The sequence below is a fragment of the Paenibacillus sp. ALE2 genome (genome assembly GCF_054113385.1).
This window is the reverse complement of sequence record NZ_CM134213.1, coordinates 3844798-3861981: the sequence shown is the minus strand read 5'-3', so window position 1 is coordinate 3861981 and position 17184 is coordinate 3844798. Positions and strand designations below refer to the sequence as shown.

Below are 17184 nucleotides of genomic sequence, written 5' to 3'. Positions count from 1 at the left end.
TCAATTTTTGAAAGGGGTTAAAACATGCTTACTTCTGCATCTGCAAAAAATAATGACAAAGTCAGTTTAAAAACGCTGATCTCTTACTCACTGAGTAGTTATGGGATGAATGTTATTTACAATTTAACCGCCGTTTATCTTATGTTCTTCTATACTGACAGCTTTGGATTGAATGCGCTTGCAGTCGGGACATTACTGATGGTGGCACGGGTGATTGACGCGGTAGTTGATATCTTTATCGGCATTGCAGTCGACAACACGAATACGCGTTGGGGGAAGTTTAGGCCTTACATGTTCATCGGGGCTTTCTTGGTAACACTCACCACCTTCGCACTCTTCCTCAGTCCGGACCTTTCTTCCGCCGGGAAGCTGGTTTATGCCTATGTTACCTATATCGCTTGGAGCATTAGCTATTCCATATTGGATATTCCGTATTGGTCACTGTCCGCCGCTATAACCAAAGATGCTGCAGAACGAACCAAGGTCGTGACTGTTCCTCGTACGGTTGCAAGTGCCGGCTTGTGGACGGTCAATGTCGTAGCGCTTCCCCTCGTCCATTTCTTCAACGGCTGGGCTGGAGCGGTTGCTGTACTTTGTGGCCTGTTCTTCGTCTGCATGATGTTTACGGTGTTTGGCGTAAAAGAAAAACACGTAGTGCCTCGCCATGAAAAACAAACGTTAAAAGGAGTACTCCGCCTATTCTTCATTGAAAACCGACCTTTGCGGCTGTTGATCATCTCGTTTTTTATTATCGAAATGACTGCCAACATTCGTAATGCCTTTACTTTGTATTATTTCAAATACAACCTAGGTGCCGAAGCATTCATTCCACTGTTTATGGGACTAACCGTGGGATTTCAAATCGCAGGTAATGTCGCAGTTCCGTTCATTGCCAAGTGGATCGGCAAAAAAGGCACTAGCATAGCAGGGGTGCTAATCACCTCCATATCCATGATAGCTCTTTTCTTCTGCGGCAACTCTATTGTACTTGTCTTTATTCTCAGCTGTATCATTTCTTTCGGTGTGGGGCTGAACTATGTTGTCATGTCCACAATGCTAGCAGATTGCGTCGATTATGGAGAGTGGAAAACTGGAAACAGATCAGAGGGGATGGTTTTCTCAGCTAACGTTTTCCGGGCCAAATTGGCGGCCGCAATCGGCAGCGCCGTGGGTGGTTATGCGCTGGCGTTAGCGGGTTATCAGCCTAATATCGTCCAAACAAATACAACCCTTATTTGGCTCACACTACTATTTACAATTATTCCGGGGGTTCTGACATTTCTCTCCGTATTTCCAATGAAGAATTATGAGCTGACGGAAACAATGAACAGTAAAATTGTCCAGGAGGTTCGGGCAAGACGGGAACAAGGTGAACCATCCGTACAGTAACCGGATTCTGGTCCTTCGCGTGATGCGCTTACTGGAGCAGTCACCGTGCTAACCTTTACAATTTTCTGGGCTAGGGAGCGTTCTCTGCACCGAACAACGGTACGTCCAGGTGTACAGGCCATGGAACGGTTTATCAAGATTGGTGGTTATTACGAATAGAATTTCACACTAAAAGACTACTGCCTATTGCCCGGGGAATGAAAAACAAAAGCCTTAATAAAGCCAAAAAGGATCGCCTAACATCAGGCAATCCTTTTTTTATCTATGCTTCACATAAAACATGGAAAGTGCTTTGAAGCACCCGTTCGAACAGCATCAACGGAACATTCCCCATAGCTTGATCAGATGGAACGTATTAGACGGATCAATTTTTTGTGCCAATACGAAGGCAGTCAGTTGCTCCTCCTGTGTAGCCGTCAATCGCTCGTTTAAAATAGCAGAAGTGGTCTTCACAAGATGACGCACCTTAGCTTTGTTTTGCAGATCTGCTTTGGTCACGCCCTCGATCTGCTGCTTAACCCGCTCCTTGAGCGCACGATTTTTCATTTTTAACTTAATCCGCTCCACCAATTGCGGACTAATTCCATATTGCTGATAGCTCAATGTTGCCACACCTCCCATATCATTCGGTCATTCCCAAATATATGACGGTCAGCCTGTCCATTGTACCTATCTGTTAGAAACGTTTAGAACATCCTCACCATTCATGGTGGGTCAGTCGATAAGATCCCCTTGGAAAATCTGCTCTTTTTGCAAATAACCGCGAAGTGCTTCATACTGCGGAGATGTCCAAAAAGAGGAGTCCTTGATTAGATCAGTTGCATCCTCACGTGCCTTTTCCAGCACCTCAAAGTCCGCTACCATATCTGCTAACCGAAACTCGGGCAACCCGCTCTGCTTGGTGCCAAAGAAATCCCCCGGCCCTCTCAAATCCAGATCGCGTCTAGCAACCTCAAAACCATCGTCCGTATCGGTCATTACCTTCATCCGCTCTTGACCAACCTCCGACTTAGGATCAGCGATCAGTACACAGTATGAGGCATGTGCGCCCCTTCCGACACGTCCACGTAACTGATGTAGCTGGGACAATCCAAAGCGATCTGCATCCATAATAATCATTAGCGTCGCATTGGGCACATCTACCCCCACCTCTACAACCGTGGTTGAAACGAGTAGCTGAACCTCATTTGCATAGAAGGAACGCATAACTTCTTCCTTTTCTGCAGGAGTCATTCGTCCGTGCAACAGCCCAACGCGATAATGTGGAAAAGCCTGCTGCATTTGGATATGCAGATCGATGGCATTCTGTACATCCAGCTTCTCTGACTCTTCAATCAACGGGCAGATTAGATAAGCCTGCCGTCCCTGATCTACCTCACGAGAAATAAAACCGAGCACTCGATCCATCAGTTCGTGCTTCACCCAATACGTAGAAATTGGAATCCGTCCCTTTGGCCGCTCTGATATTGTAGAAACATCCATATCACCAAAAGCAGTAATCGCCAGCGTACGCGGGATCGGTGTGGCGGTCATGGTCAGCACATCGGGGTTGTAGCCCTTGCGGCGCAGTACACTACGCTGGTTGACTCCGAACCTGTGCTGCTCATCCGTTACAACTAGTCCAAGCTGGCGGAAATACACATCCTCCTGAATAAGGGCATGCGTGCCCACCACAATATCCAGCAGACCCATTTGAAGAGCGGCAAGCAACTCCTTACGCTTCTTCCCAGTTGTACTTCCTGTCAGTAACCCCACGCTGATTCCAAAGGGTTCAAACAGCTTGTGAAGCGACCGCATATGCTGCTCGGCCAATATTTCGGTTGGCACCATCAGTGCCCCCTGAAAACCGGAACGTACTGTTGCGAATAAACCGATGGCGGCAACCACAGTTTTCCCCGACCCAACATCCCCTTGGAGCAGACGGTTCATACAATAAGGTGAGCGTAGATCATACAGTATTTCAAGCTCAACCTTCTTCTGTGCATCCGTTAATTCAAAAGGCAAAGCCCTCACAAATTCACGGATCGTGGCGTTATCCACCGTATGCACCACCCCGTCCGCTCGACCACGATTTAACGCTCGGAATGCCTGCATTTTCAGCTGGAATAAAAAGAGTTCCTCATACACCATCCGTCGCCGAGCCTCTTGTCCCTCTCGATTGTCCTGAGGTTGGTGTATACCTGCAATGGCCTGCTTGCGCGGCATCATACTATACTTGCGTACCAGCAGATCTGGCAATATCTCGGGAATCATTTCACCAAACTGCTGGAGCGTCTGATTCATTATTTTTCGCATCCAGCTCTGCGTAATCTTGCCACCTATAGAGTACACCGGTTGAAGTGTCCCCGAACGAGCCACTCCTTTATCAGGGAACTCAGAGTCTGCAACAGTCATCTGCATTCGCTTAAGATCCCATTTCCCAGTCACCACAATTTCACGACCTGATGTTAGCTGATCCTTCAAAAAATGCCGATTAAACCATGTTGCAGTAAACATCCAATCCTCAGCCATCAATTTACAAGTTAACCTTGATTTGCGTCCGTAACGCTGAAGCACCGGAATGCCCATAATTTTCGCCTGTACTGTAATCTTATCTCCGTCCTTCACTTCGCTTAGCGATCGCAGTCGGTAATCTTCATACCGAAACGGATAATATTCCAGCATATCTTGCACGTTAGAAATGCCAAAAGCGTGAAGCTCTCCTTCTTTGAGAGCACTCACGCCGTGTATTTGTTTTAATGGTATTTGATCCAATTGCAGCATATTACCTCTCATCTCCGGCCGGCCATGCAAAAATACCAATCGTTCCTGGTCCCACATGAGTTCCGATCACAGCGCCAAGTTCAGTATATATTTGATCGCCCAGTTCAAAATGCTCTGCCAGCTGAGCCACAAACGCTTCTGCCGCCGAGCGATCTGCCGTATGACCCACAGCAATATTAATTTTTTGGCCTTTTAAATCCCGCTCCAGCAGTTCAATAATTCGTGCTGTCGCTTTTTTATGCCCTCTCGCCTTATCAGCCGAATAAATAATACCTTCTTTGTCAATCGAAAGAATTGGCTTAATGTTAAGCAACGTACCAACCATAGCCGCTGCCTTGCCAATTCGTCCGCCTTTTTGCAAGTATTCCAGTGTATCCACCAGGAAATACAAACAACGACGTTCTCCAAGACGTTCCACACCCTGAATAATTTCAGCCGGGGATTGCCCGGCAGCTGCCAGCTCTGCGGCGTAAACCACGAGCATACCGTATCCGTACGAGGCCGACTTGGAATCCATAACGGTCACTCTATCTTCATGCTTCTCCAACATGGATTTACCCAGCAGAGCGGACTGGTACGTTCCGCTCACACCGGAGGATAAATGGATAGAGATAACCTGGCTCTCGGGGTATTGCTCCAGCAGCTCCGTGTACGTCTCCAAAAAACGGGCTGGTGATGGCTGTGACGTTGTAGGTAGTTCATCAGCCCGTACCAGTTCGCTGTAAAACTGTGCAGCTGACATCTCAATACCGTCCAGGTAAGCTGTGCTTCCGAACATCACCGTCAATGGTACAATGACTATGCCGAGACGATCTGCTATTTCCTGTGGAATATCAGCCGTGCTATCTGTCAAAATGATAGTTCTCATCAGTCAGACCTCCTTTGTAGTGGACTACCATGGGTGTGCCAAAGCACATCAGGTTTCCACTGAGAACAGATAAGGATAAATCGGCTGACCACCTTCATGAACTTCCACTTCAACATCCGAATAATTTTCTTCAAGCCACGCAACAAGCTGATTTGTCTCTTCTTGTTTTGCGTCCGAACCTGTAAGAATCGTAACAATTTCATCGCCATTCACCAGCATTTTCGCCAGCAAAAGGCGGGATGTTGCCATTAATTGCTCCTCAGTCGCCACGATCTTAGAATCCTGAATACCAATGTAGTGGCCCGCTGTAATATGCAGATCATCAAGTGTCGTATCCCGAACCGCATAGGTCACTTGTCCAGACTTCACACGGGTAACTGCGTCCCGCATATTATCTTGGTTTACCTCAAAGGCTTCTTCCTCTTGGTAAGCAAATGCTGCTGCAATGCCCTGAGGAATTGTTTTGCTTGGAATCACCGACACCAAACGTTCCACCTCTAGCAATTCACGCGCTTGTTCAGCAGCCAAGATTATATTGGAATTATTCGGCAGAATAAAAATATGTTGAGCCGCAATCGAGCGAGCCGCATTCACGAAGTCTTCTGTGCTCGGATTCATCGTCTGACCACCCGAAAGGACAACATCAACACCCAAGCTTTTGAAAATATCAGCAATCCCTTCACCAGAAGCCACAGCTATAAAGCCAAAAGGTGCTAGCTCATGAGCTGGAGGCTCAGATGGCTCCTCCTCACGTGCAGGCTCTGTTGGTATTTCTGCAAACCATTCAGGCTCAGGAGCACCATCCATACCTGCAGACAGCAAATCACGATGCTGCTCGCGCATATTCAAAATTCGAATCTGTGTAATTTCCCCGTAACGCAGCGCAAGATTCAAGACTTCACCTGGAGCCTTCGAATGCACATGAACCTTGATGACATCATCATCCGAAATAACGATAATCGAATCACCATCTACTGACAACGCTTTCCGGAAAGCTTCCTCATCAAAATTTGTACCTTGCGCTTCGCCCAATTGTCGATTAATAAAAAACTCCATATCATACAAAAATTCAATATTCTCCGTTTCGAGCTTCGCCTGCGCAGAAATCGGCGCATCTGGAGAAGGAGCAACAGGCGCAGCTGTAGGTCTCTCCAATACATAAGGAGCAAAAACCGGGCGTACACTATCGCCTTTTGAAGTTGGAGATGTCACCAATCCGCTTCCAAGATGCTGCATAAATCCTTCATAAATATACACAAGTCCTTGTCCACCCGAGTCTACAACCCCTACTTGCTTCAGTACAGGGAGCATGTCCTGCGTCATGGCGAGCGTTTCCTTTGCTTTGGCAAGCACTTCTTCCATCAGTTCTGTGATGTCGTTCGTCCGGCGCGAGAAAAACACAGCATGTCTGGCCGCTTCCTTCGCCACGGTAAGAATTGTACCCTCCACCGGCTTGACCACCGCCTTGTAGGCCGCATCCACCCCGCTCTGCAATGCCGATGCGAACTGAAGGGTATTCAATTCCTCGTATGGGGCAGCGTAACGGCTGAAGCCACGGAACAACTGAGACAGGATAACCCCTGAATTGCCGCGGGCCCCCATCAGCAAGCCTTTGGATAAGATGCCGGACATGACACCGATGGAGGAAGAATCTCCCCTCTTTAATTCCGTTACGCCCGCGCTCATCGTCAGATTCATATTGGTTCCCGTATCACCATCTGGCACCGGGAATACATTTAGTGAATTGACATGCTCCGCATGCTGCTGTAATTGTTCCGCCCCGGCTAAAACCATCGCGGTAAAGTCTGTTCCATTCAAAGAACGATTACTCAAGAGAATTCCCCTTCCTAGCTTAATACAATTGTTTTACAATCCATCTTCACAACACATGTTCAAGGTTCAATTGAATTATACTAAAGCCAGACGACGAATACGAATGTCACCCTTTCGTAAGCTTCCGTAACCATCCTCTGGTTTCTTTCCACAGCTCATATAATATGAAAAACCAGTCAACTGCCCAACAAAAAATCATTGGCCGGAATGATGATTATGGTCCCGCCTCTGAACTGCCCGGCATGACTGGAATAAGAATTCACATTCCATTAAAAAACAAAATAGTCGCAGCAATAGCTATCCCATATTGTACTATAATGCGAAAGAGAAATAAATAAAGTTTTTGAATCAGTTGACGGAGCTTTTTTGACTATGATATTATATTTAAGTATTGTTTTGTTCAGGTTAGTGACTTATAAAGTCCGGCTGACCCAGTCGGCCTGAAGAGCGACCCATTCCATATGGAGTTTGGTTATTTTCAGAATAGGAGGTGGAATCATGTCTCGTAAATGTTCTGTAACAGGCAAAAAGCCTGGCAGCGGTAACCACGTATCTCACGCTAACAACCGTAATCGCCGTACTTGGGGCGTCAACGTACAAAAAGTTCGCATTCTCGTTAACGGTAAACCGAAACGCGTTTATGTCAGCACTCGTGCATTGAAAGCCGGTAAAGTGACTCGCGTGTAGTCGTAAAAAAATATCGTTATAAACAAAAGGCACCTCGTTTTAAACGGGTGCTTTTTTGATTATTCGAATAATATCCCACTGATTCAGGAGGACAAAATGTCAGGCAACTTCCCGCGCATTCTTGTCTTTTATTGCCGAGCTATCAATCTGCTGTGCCCGGGAAGCGTGCCTCCTGTGTACCTTTCGCCTTCATCCTACATCCTGTGTCAACGTTACTTTGATTTCAGTTCTTCTGGAATGTATTCAAAATGGCTTTGACGAATCCACCCAGAAATTTTGGCAGCTTGATTGTGTAAAACTTCATGCCTCACCCTCCCCATCATCCTCCTGCATCCGTTCTCTGTAGTTTATGCAACCTGTCAAGGGTTGTTGCCCCACAAAAAAAGGCTACATGAGAATCCCGCTCATGTAACCATATTTATGCACAACCATCCCAGGCTATACCATCAGACAAGTCCGCGAACATAGAGATATGCTGAGAGTATAAAAATAAACAGAATATAATAAAGCACACTGCAGACCACAAAACCGATACGCAAACCACGCCGTTCATTTTTACGAAAATAAAACAGGACAATAAGAACAGCCAAAAGTGAAAGTATAGCATTCCAAGGCGTCTTCACTAGCGAGAAACAACTGAGTGTCAAACCGGTCAGCATGCTCGCTAAGGTCATCCACAGTGCTTCAGTTAGCTTCACTTGGACAAATGAGCGACACTATCCCGAATAGCAGCAATAGCCGCTGCACGGTCTGCTCTGCCGTACACTGCACTGCCTGCCACTAACACGTTAGCACCCGCTTCAAATACGGCTGGTGCCGTCTCCTCCGCAATACCTCCGTCCACCTCGATATGTACGTCTGGACGACCCAGTTCGTTCAACCAAGCACGGATTTGTCTGATTTTATTCAACGTCTCTGGAATGAAGGACTGGCCCCCAAAACCAGGGTTAACCGTCATCACAAGAATCATATCTACATTGGGCAGCACTTCCTTGATCGCGTATGGTGAAGTCCCCGGATTGAGAGCCACTCCCGCCAGAGCGCCTTGCTGCTTGATCATGTGAAGGACACCATGCAAATGAACACAGGCCTCCGCATGGACCGTGATGATATTAGCTCCTGCCTTTACAAAATCACTAATATAACGTTCAGGCTGCTCAATCATCAGATGAACGTCCAGTGGGAGAGTTGTATGCGGCCGAATAGCCTGAACGATAGGGGGGCCCAGTGTAATATTGGATACAAAATGACCATCCATAACATCCACATGAATCCAGTCTGCCCCCGCTGCTTGGACTTCCGTGACTTCACTGCCCAAACGAGCAAAATCAGCGGATAAAATCGACGGTGCTATTTTTAACATATGCTCAATACCTCCGTTTTTTTTCTTTTAATTCCTGATAAAACTGCAGATAGCTATCATAGCGTCCCTGTGAAATATGTCCCTCTTCCAAGGCCTCTCTTACTTTACAGCCAGGTTCGTGAATATGCGTACAACCCCGAAATTTGCATCCTTCCGCATATTGTTGGAATTCTCGAAAACAAGGCGATAACTCATCCACACCCAGCTCTAAAAAATCCAGTTGGCTAAACCCCGGTGTATCTGCTACAAACCCGCCGTTGTCTAAAGGAATTAGCTCCACATGGCGAGTCGTATGTCTTCCTCGTCCCAGCTTATTGCTTATGGCGCTCGTCTCCAGCGTTAAGCCAGGCTCCAAAGCATTAAGCATGGAGGACTTCCCTACACCTGACTGACCGGAAAACACGCTGATTTGGCCGGCCAACAGCTTCTTGAGCTCAGCCGTACCCTCTCCAGTACGGGCGCTGGTTACCAGCACCTCGTAACCAATCTTCCGATACATTTCCTGAACCATCAGCACCTTATCATCCTCTGAAGGGCTGCCTTCATACAAATCGCGCTTGGTCAGACAGATAATCGTATCCAGCCCGGCGTGCTCAATATGGACTAAAAATTTGTCCAGTAAAGGCAGGTTTAAATCCGGCTCACGCAGGGAAAACAGCAGCACGGCCAGCGTGGTATTAGCTACTGGAGGGCGAATTAGCTCCGTCGTACGCTTTCTAATCTCCTTGACCATACCTTCCCCGTTTTCAGTCAGTTCGTAAACGACTCGATCACCGACAAGGGGCGTAATCTCTTTTTTCTTGAAAAGGCCACGTGCTCTGCATTGTACCGTAGCTTCGCCGGATACCGGACGCCCATCCTGATCCAGGCTGGAGACATAATAATATCCGCTAAGCGCCTTGACGATCAGACCTTCAGGCATGTGTAAGATGTCCTCCTTCATAATGTTCAAGTTTCATTGTGTGGAACAGGTTAAGCTTCTTTCTCTAGTAAGTTTACTGATGCTGCACAGCCTCGATCACTTTGTCCTTCTTTTTGCGGGAACCGTGACCGGGGTTGTTTTTTTTGCTAACCGCCAACTCACTGCGCGTAACTCCTGAGGAATCGGTTCCTGGGGCAAAAGCAGAAGGATCACCATCGCCTTCTGTCCCCTCCTGGTTGTTAGAGTCGCCTCCACCATTACCACTATCGTTAGAAGATTCCCCGCTGTTTCCTTCCTCACCGTTTCCACTTCCATTCGGCGAGGAAGTACCACCAGATGTATCAGTCGGTGATGTTCCTGCAGGTGGAGCAATTTGAGGCATCGTCACCGTTCCATTTTTTGCATCAATATAAGAAACAGGATACGTGTCAACAAAAGCACCATCTCTAAATACGGAGACGACACTGTCTTTGTTAGGGGCCATCAGCAGGTTGATCGTAAACACCTGTGTCGTATTAATCGTACGGCTGCCCCACTCCTGATTTTCTCCACGTGCATCTGTATAAGTGATGCGAATTTTACTGTTTTTGCCCTCTTCCTTCGGCGCCACAGGTACATTAAACGGTAACGTAATCGCTTCTGGCGGGTAACCCGTACTTACATAAAACGTAATTTCCGTATTTGGGGGCAGATCACTGCCCGCCTCTGACGGCCATTGTTTGGTTACTTTTCCTTTATCCTGCTCATAGCTAAATTCCTCTTTAATTGAGCCAACCTTCAGCCCCGCCTTTTTGACCTCATTTTCCGCCTGGCTCTGCGTCATCCCTACCAGATTCGGCATTTTAACAGTCGCAGCGCCTTTGCTGACGGTGAGCACTACCTGAACCGAATCCTTATCAAATGGCTCATTTGCAGCAGGTGTCTGACTAATGACGGTTCCTTCAGCCTGATCACTGAACTGCTCATTTTGCTGAATCTGCGTTTCCTTAATCTGCTGGGCGGTCAGTAGCTTGACAGCATTCTCGTAGCTTTGCCCTTTGACATCTGGCATCGGGGTGAGCGGCTTGGCAATCCCGACTTTCAGACTAATCTCCGTTCCTTCCTTGACTAAAGAACCTTCAGGGTAGCTTTGATAAAAAACAACTCCCGGTGCAATCCCCTCTTTATATTCATGCTGGATTGGATCATCAATGACTAGTCCTGCTTTACTTAGAGTGACCTTCGCTTGGTCTTCTGTTTGTGTCAGTACACTTGGTACTTTCACCTCAGGTACGACAAGCACACTTTGCACATAGTACACCACGCCGCCCATGCACAAAAGTAGTACCAACACTAGTGTTACCCAGAAGATCGTTTTTTTTCTATTTTTCTTGGACGTTTGCTTGTTCGGAAGCTGTTCAGACTCCCGAGGTTGGACAGGCACATCGTCACCACTGGAAGACACACCTAATTGTTGAGGCTTAATAGCTGGGATAACCCGCGTTTGGTCCTCATCATCCAAATGTGTAAACTCCAGCTTGGATTCATTGCGCCGCCCAGGTAGCAGACAAGTCTCCAAATCCCTTAGCATTTCGTCTGCTGATTGGTAACGTTCCTCCGGATTTTTACGCATCGATTTCAGAATGACATTTTCTACACTTTGCGGAATCAACGGATTAATTTTACGCGGTTCCTCAAATTCCTCTTGCAAATGTTTGAGTGCCACACTAATTGGGCTTTCTCCCAGAAAAGGAAGCTGTGCCGTTAGCATTTGATATAAGACAATACCTAAAGAATATAAGTCCGATTTTTCGCCGGTAATGACACCCTTTGCATGCTCAGGTGAAAAATAATGAACAGAACCCACAACAGAACCTGTCTGAGTAATTGTCGTTGACGTAACAGCTCGAGCAATCCCAAAATCGGTTACCTTAACCCGTCCATTACGTCCAATTAAGATATTATGAGGCTTAATGTCCCGGTGAATAATCTGATTTTGGTGGGCATGTTCCAGCGCATCACAAATCTGGGAAGCAATCCGCACTGCTTCATCCACTTGTAATGGCGCACGTTCTTTAATAATCTCATTCAAATTTTTGCCTTCAACGCACTCCATTACAATATAATGGATTTCATCCTCTTGGCCGACATCATAAATACTGACCACGTTCGAATGAGAAAGCGAGGCCGCTGACTGTGCCTCACGCCGAAACCGGCGAATAAATTCCTCATCATGAACAAATTGCTGACGCAACACTTTTACCGCGACATTGCGATTCAGCAAAATGTCTTGAGCCTTATACACCAGCGCCATACCGCCGCCACCGATGCGCTCAATAATTTCGTACCTTCCCCCAAGCAGGTGCCCGATCATGCTTCACACCCCTTTTCACTCAATGAAACCGTGTTGTCGGGCAATTCAAACAAAGCTACAGTAATGTTATCGTCTCCACCGGCAAGCAGCGCCAGATGTAGCAAACGATCCGCACGTTCCTCCAAAGGATTTTCTGCGGCACCTACTACCTTACTGATCTGTTCTTCTGTTACCAAATTGCTTAATCCGTCACTGCATAGTAATAGTACATCGCCTTTTTCCAGCGTAATGGTGTCAATGTCCACCTTTACCTCGGAATCAGTGCCCAATGCCCGTGTCAGCACATTGCGACGGGGATGGTTCTCCCGCTCTTCCTTACTGATCTGACCGTTTTTGAACAACTCATTAACCAAAGTATGGTCTTCTGTAAGCTGACGTACCGTTCCTTTGGATATGACATAGGCGCGACTGTCACCAATATGTCCGATAATTCCAGATGCATCATTGAGCAACACGGCAACAACCGTCGTTCCCATATTATGATACTGGTCATCGCGCGCAGCCGTTTGGAAGATGACTTCATTGGCATGCAAAATAGCGTCGCTGAGCGCCGCCGTCAAAGAATGTGCGGATAATCCGCTCTCCAGCGTCGCCAAATCAGCGGCAAGTGTCTCTACCGCAAGGCGGCTGGCCGTATCACCGGCCAGATGCCCTCCCATACCATCGGCAACAATTCCAAGAATATAGCCTTGCTCCAAGTGCCTGATCCAGGCAGAATCCTCATTTACCGAACGCACACGTCCGACATGGCTGACATGAACTGTTTTGATCAAATGGTTTCACCCCAACTCCATATGCTTTGCACGCAACTGACCGCAGGCAGCGGCAATATCGTGACCCTGTTCACGCCGGATCGTCACATTGACGCCTTTTTCGGCAAGAATACGTTGAAAATTAAAAATATCGCTGCGCGATGTGCGCACATACTTGCGCTCAGGCACATGGTTGACTGGAATCAAATTGACGTGACACAGCATGTCCTTCAACACATCCGCAAGCTCTTCAGCATGTTCTGCCTGGTCGTTTACTCCACCGATCAAGGCATATTCGAACGAAATTCTCCGCCCCGTCTTAGCAAGATAATAACGAAGAGAATCCATAACATCCTTAAAAGGATAACGGCGATTTACAGGCATCAGCTTCGAACGCAACGCATCATTGGGCGCATGAATGGATATTGCCAGATTAATCTGTGTATCCTCGTCAGCAAATTTATAAATATTGGGCACAATGCCGCTGGTTGACACCGTAATATGACGTTGACCAATATTCAGGCCCTTTTCATGAATCATTGTACGCAAAAACGTCATTGTCGCTTCATAGTTCTCAAAAGGCTCACCCGAGCCCATAATCACAATACTGCTCACTCGTTCATTCGTTTTATCCAGAATTTTCTGAGCCTGCACCACCTGTGCCGTAATTTCGCCAGCCGTCAGGTTTCTTTTGAGACCCCCAAGCGTCGAGGCACAAAAAGTACAGCCAATCCGGCAACCCACTTGAGTCGTTACACAAATACTGTTTCCGTAATTATGTCTCATGATAACCGTCTCAATAGCATGGTCATCGTGTAAGCCAAACAGAAATTTAACAGTCCCATCTTTCGATTCCAACTTTGTTATTTCGTGAAGCGTCACAAAACTGAATTGCTCCTCCAGCTTTTCTCTCAGCCCCTTGGACAAATTCGTCATCTCACTGAAATTATTGACCCGCTTTACATACAGCCAGTCAAAAATTTGTCCTCCCCGAAAGGCAGGCTCACCGTTGTTTTTGGCCCAGTCCTGAAGCTCTTCCAGTGTTAAATCATATATAAAAGGTTTCATCAATATTTGCACCCGTTCCTTCTTCATTAAGTTCTGTTTAATCGCAGACAGTGTTTTTCATTCTTCCTATTTTAGCACAAATCCCTGAGGGGGTAAAAATTTTTCATTTTCATGCAAAAAACCGCCGGAAGTGTCCGGCGGATTGTGGAAATACTGGTGGGCAGCTACCTGGAATTCTCTTCCGAGCTACTTTACCCGGCGCAGACGCGCAATATAAAATCCGTCACTGTGAAAATGCTGCGGTAACAGCTGTACCGAGCCTTTCTGTATACCATCCATTTCATGACTCACGGCTGGAAAAGAATGATCCTTTGCCAACTCATACTCTGGATGTTCGCTTAAAAACCGAGCCAATTGTCCTTCATTTTCGTCAGGCTCAATCGTGCAAGTACTGTATACCAGAATACCACCCGGCTTTAACAGTCCGGCCACACTATCCAGCAACTCGTGCTGCAGTTGAGTAATGTCGCGAACATCCTGCGCAGTTTTGCTCCAACGCAGATCAGGTTTACGGCGAATCACCCCAAAGCCCGAGCATGGCGCATCCAGCAAAATACGGTCAAAAGAAGCCGGAGCATATCGTTCCTTTAGATCCAACGCATCACCAGTAACCGTCTCAACAGCATCCAGGCCAAGCCGATTCGCTTGCTCACGGATTAGTTGATGCTTATGGGCATGCAGATCGTTTGCAACGATCCGGCCGCGATCCTTCATCAACTCAGCCATATGAGCTGTTTTGCCACCTGGAGCTGCGCAGCAATCCAGCACCGCCATGCCAGGCTCAGGAGCGACCGCTTCAGCAACAAGCATGGAGCTTTCATCCTGTACAGACAACAATCCGTCCGTATACCACGAGGTAAGCGCCATATTTCCGCCGCTACGAACAACAATCCCATAGGGGCTAACGGCCGAAGGAACGGCATCAATGCCTTTTGCAATCATCTCGTCCAGCAGCTGATCACGACTGGTCATCGTCGTATTCACTCGCACGCTGACTGCAGGGGGCTCGTTATTAGCCTTGCAGATAGCCTCAGCTGTATCGGTACCGTATTGCTTGATCCAGCGCTTAACTAGCCACTGTGGATGGGAATGTTCTAACGAAATCCGTTCCTCTGCTGACAAACCGTCAGGAATACGCAGCTTGTCCGACTCACGCAGCATGCTGCGAAGCACACCATTGACCATACCGGAAATCCCCTGATGCCCGCGCCGCTTGGCAATGGTCACTGCTTCACTAACAACTGCATGATCCGGAACTCGATCCAGATACACCAGCTGATATACGCTCATCCGCAGCAACGAACGTACCCAAGGCTGAAGCTTGGCCGTTCCTTTTTGAACAAATTTATTCAAAAAATAATCCAGTGTATTTCGGCGTGCCACTGTACCGTATACAAGTTCCGTCGTCAAACCAACATCACTTGCAGATAAACCTGCCTGCTGAAGCCGGCGATTGAGCTCAAGATTGCTATACGCGCCCTCTTGCTCCACACCGGTCAGCACGTCAAGTGCAACTTCCCGCGCCGTCTGTTTGCGAGTTTTGTCGGATCTGGTCCCCACTCCCTTGCGTTGGTCTCCCTGACGGGAGTGTCCCCCGCTCATCCGAGCACCGTGCCGGGCTTCATCTGTCCGCCGCGTGCAAAGGTTCCGGCTTCCATAACCTTCTTACCTGCCGGTTGAACCTGGGTCAGCCAGAGAGTGCCTTCGCCTGTCTGCACCTCAATGCCACGGGCGGTTAATTGAAGAACCGTGCCGGGTGCTGGAGCATTTGAGCCACTCGCTTCATTATTTATGGAAGGCTGCTCCGCAGCCCATATTTTAAAAACATTGTTCTCCCAAAGTGTAAACGCGCCAGAAAAAGGAACCAGACCGCGAACCCGGTTGTATATTTGCTCTGCATTATCACTCCATGTAATGCGCTCATCATCACGGTTCAGGTTCGGGGCATAGGTCGCCTCGTCCTCATTTTGCGGCGTACGGTCTGATTGCCCTGCCAGCAACTTGGGCAGCTCGTCCTGCAAAAGTCTAGCTCCGGCTACACTTAGCTTTTCAAAAATTGTGCCCGATGTATCCTCCGGCTCTATAGCCACCTCAACCCGCGATATCATATCGCCGGTGTCCAGCCCTTCCGCCATATACATTAGCGTCACACCTGTCACAGTTTCACCGTTAATAATCGCACGCTGGATCGGTGCACCTCCCCGATATCGGGGAAGTAACGAACCATGCACATTCAGACAGCCGAAACGAGGCAGGTCTAATACGGATTTAGGCAAAATTTGTCCATAAGCTGCGGTTACGATTAGATCGGGACGCAATTCCGCCACCTGAGCTACCGCTTCCGGTTGACGCAGGCGTGTCGGTTGCAGCACAGGCAATCCACGCTTCTCAGCCGCTTCCTTGACTGGTGTAGGCGTCAATATTTTTTTCCGTCCCTGTGGCTTATCTGGCTGAGTAATTACACCGACCACGTTATATCCGTTGTCCAGCAACATGTTCAGCGATGGGACTGCAAATTCAGGTGTACCCATAAAGATAATACGAATGTCTTGGCTCATCGAACCTCACTCCCCTGTCTGACGGTTCGGTCCTGGCTGTTCCAGAGCAACCTCATATACTTTTTCTGCAATATCCGTGAACAATACTCCATTTAGATGATCAATTTCATGCTGAAAAGCACGAGAAAGCAACCCTGTCGCTGTAACGGTAATAGCCTTGCCCTCGCGATCCAGTCCCTTGACTGTAACCTTCTCGGCACGACGTACATCCCCGTTCAACCCTGGAATACTTAGGCAGCCTTCAGGTCCCAATTGCTCTCCTTCTTCGGCCACAATTTCTGGATTGATCATTTTTATCAAGCCATGCTCATCTCCAGCATCTACGACGATGAGCCTCTTCAAAATACCTACTTGTGGAGCAGCTAGACCTACTCCTTCCGCTTCATACATCGTATCTGCCATATCGTCCAGCAGCTTTTGCACATTAGGCGTAACTTTAGTAACTTCCTTTGCTACTTTGTGCAATACGTCATCCGGCTCCAACACTATAATTCTAATTGACATGACAACAGAACACCTTCCTCTTTTTCCTTCATTTAGGCTTTACTGTATTCATCACAAAAGCGACTGCTACATTATCCTATGTACGGACGGCTTGTCCGCATCAATTGTGCGAATAACTTTAGTG

The 17184-nt window shown here is 47.6% G+C and carries 15 protein-coding genes; 2 read left to right on the top strand and 13 right to left on the bottom strand.

Annotated features, from left to right (window positions below):
• Nucleotides 1-24 precede the first annotated feature (24 nt).
• Nucleotides 25-1389 (top strand): MFS transporter, encoded by a 1365-nt coding sequence (locus ACXHJ1_RS16755; protein WP_025365191.1) that lies wholly within the window; start codon nt 25-27, stop codon nt 1387-1389.
• A gap of 315 nt (nt 1390-1704) precedes the next feature.
• Here ACXHJ1_RS16755 and ACXHJ1_RS16750 read toward each other — a convergent pair whose 3' ends face one another.
• From ACXHJ1_RS16750 to ACXHJ1_RS16735, 4 genes are all read right to left on the bottom strand, one after another.
• Nucleotides 1705-1992 (bottom strand): stage VI sporulation protein F, encoded by a 288-nt coding sequence (locus ACXHJ1_RS16750; protein ID WP_016822341.1) that lies wholly within the window; start codon nt 1990-1992, stop codon nt 1705-1707.
• Between the two features lie 111 nt (nt 1993-2103).
• The gene (gene recG / locus ACXHJ1_RS16745; RefSeq protein WP_025365192.1) at nt 2104-4152 is read right to left on the bottom strand and encodes an ATP-dependent DNA helicase RecG; all 2049 of its coding nucleotides are present in this window, start codon (nt 4150-4152) and stop codon (nt 2104-2106) included.
• A gap of 1 nt (nt 4153) precedes the next feature.
• Nucleotides 4154-5020, bottom strand: a complete 867-nt coding sequence (locus tag ACXHJ1_RS16740; RefSeq protein WP_016822343.1) for a DegV family protein — start codon at nt 5018-5020, stop codon at nt 4154-4156.
• Between the two features lie 48 nt (nt 5021-5068).
• On the bottom strand, nt 5069-6853 hold the full coding sequence (locus ACXHJ1_RS16735) for a DAK2 domain-containing protein (RefSeq protein ID WP_447249058.1): 1785 nt from the start codon (nt 6851-6853) through the stop codon (nt 5069-5071).
• 498 nt (nt 6854-7351) lie between these two features.
• Here ACXHJ1_RS16735 and rpmB point away from each other — a divergent pair, with 498 nt between their 5' ends.
• A complete protein-coding gene (rpmB, locus tag ACXHJ1_RS16730) occupies nt 7352-7540 on the top strand; it encodes a 50S ribosomal protein L28 (RefSeq protein WP_013310881.1) in 189 nt (62 codons plus the stop codon).
• 223 nt (nt 7541-7763) lie between these two features.
• Here the strand turns inward: rpmB and spoVM are convergent, their stop codons facing one another.
• The 9 genes from spoVM to def form a co-directional block, all read right to left on the bottom strand.
• Nucleotides 7764-7844: a stage V sporulation protein SpoVM gene (gene spoVM, locus ACXHJ1_RS16725; protein WP_010345573.1), complete on the bottom strand. Its 81-nt coding sequence runs from the start codon at nt 7842-7844 to the stop codon at nt 7764-7766.
• Nucleotides 7845-8234: 390 nt separating this feature from the next.
• Nucleotides 8235-8903 (bottom strand): ribulose-phosphate 3-epimerase, encoded by a 669-nt coding sequence (rpe, locus tag ACXHJ1_RS16720; protein WP_457904935.1) that lies wholly within the window; start codon nt 8901-8903, stop codon nt 8235-8237.
• A 4-nt stretch (nt 8904-8907) separates the two neighbouring features.
• Nucleotides 8908-9825 carry a ribosome small subunit-dependent GTPase A gene (rsgA, locus tag ACXHJ1_RS16715; RefSeq protein WP_016822346.1) on the bottom strand — a complete coding sequence of 306 codons (918 nt, stop codon included), beginning with the start codon at nt 9823-9825 and terminating at the stop codon, nt 8908-8910.
• A gap of 73 nt (nt 9826-9898) precedes the next feature.
• Entirely contained in the window at nt 9899-12178 is a 2280-nt protein-coding gene (gene pknB, locus ACXHJ1_RS16710; RefSeq protein ID WP_016822347.1) for a Stk1 family PASTA domain-containing Ser/Thr kinase, read from the bottom strand.
• On the bottom strand, nt 12175-12951 hold the full coding sequence (locus ACXHJ1_RS16705; RefSeq protein ID WP_016822348.1) for a Stp1/IreP family PP2C-type Ser/Thr phosphatase: 777 nt from the start codon (nt 12949-12951) through the stop codon (nt 12175-12177). Before ACXHJ1_RS16705 ends, pknB begins: the two co-directional genes overlap by 4 nt.
• 6 nt (nt 12952-12957) lie before the next feature.
• The gene (gene rlmN, locus ACXHJ1_RS16700) at nt 12958-13998 is read right to left on the bottom strand and encodes a 23S rRNA (adenine(2503)-C(2))-methyltransferase RlmN (RefSeq protein WP_025365198.1); all 1041 of its coding nucleotides are present in this window, start codon (nt 13996-13998) and stop codon (nt 12958-12960) included.
• Nucleotides 13999-14184: 186 nt separating this feature from the next.
• Entirely contained in the window at nt 14185-15600 is a 1416-nt protein-coding gene (gene rsmB, locus ACXHJ1_RS16695; protein ID WP_026065454.1) for a 16S rRNA (cytosine(967)-C(5))-methyltransferase RsmB, read from the bottom strand.
• A complete protein-coding gene (gene fmt, locus ACXHJ1_RS16690; RefSeq protein WP_025365200.1) occupies nt 15597-16556 on the bottom strand; it encodes a methionyl-tRNA formyltransferase in 960 nt (319 codons plus the stop codon). Before fmt ends, rsmB begins: the two co-directional genes overlap by 4 nt.
• Before the next feature lie 6 nt (nt 16557-16562).
• Entirely contained in the window at nt 16563-17060 is a 498-nt protein-coding gene (gene def, locus ACXHJ1_RS16685; RefSeq protein WP_016822352.1) for a peptide deformylase, read from the bottom strand.
• Nucleotides 17061-17184: the final 124 nt, after the last annotated feature.